Annotated in this window: 1 protein-coding gene and 1 pseudogene; both read right to left on the reverse strand. The window is 65.8% G+C overall.

Annotation, left to right across the window (positions count from 1 at the left end; all coding sequences use genetic code 11):
* On the reverse strand, window positions 1–274 hold a 274-nt coding region (locus DVK00_RS21095; RefSeq protein ID WP_121578531.1), incomplete at its 3' end, for a biotin/lipoyl-containing protein.
* 3 nt (window positions 275–277) lie between these two features.
* Window positions 278–430, reverse strand: a pseudogene (locus DVK00_RS21100) (alpha-ketoacid dehydrogenase subunit beta); the annotation flags it as partial.

Here is a 430-nt window from a genome sequence, read left to right on the forward strand (position 1 = left end):
CGTCGGCGGCCTCGGCGGCCTCCTCGTCGTCGCCATTCTCCTGAATGGTGATGATGACGTCGCCGACGGGGACGACCTCGCCCTCCTCGGCGAGGAGTTCCTTCACCGTCCCGTCGAACGGCGAGGGCACGTCGACGAGCGCCTTGTCGGTCTCGACCTCCGCGAGCACCTGGTCTTCGGTTACCTCGTCGCCCGGCGCGACGTGCCACGTTACGAGTTCGCCTTCCGCGACGCCTTCACCGACGTCGGGGAGTTTGAATTCCTTGAGCGCCATCGTTCAGAAGTTCACCGCCTCACGAATACCTTCTTCGACGCGGGCGACCGACGGGAGGTAGTAGTCCTCCAGCGCGTACAGCGGGTACGGCACGTCGTAGCCCGCGACGCGCTTGACCGGCGCTTCCTGATAGAGCAGCGCCTCCTCCTGAACCGT

The organism is Haloarcula sp. Atlit-47R, assembly GCF_003665985.1.
GTDB lineage: Archaea > Halobacteriota > Halobacteria > Halobacteriales > Haloarculaceae > Haloarcula > Haloarcula taiwanensis.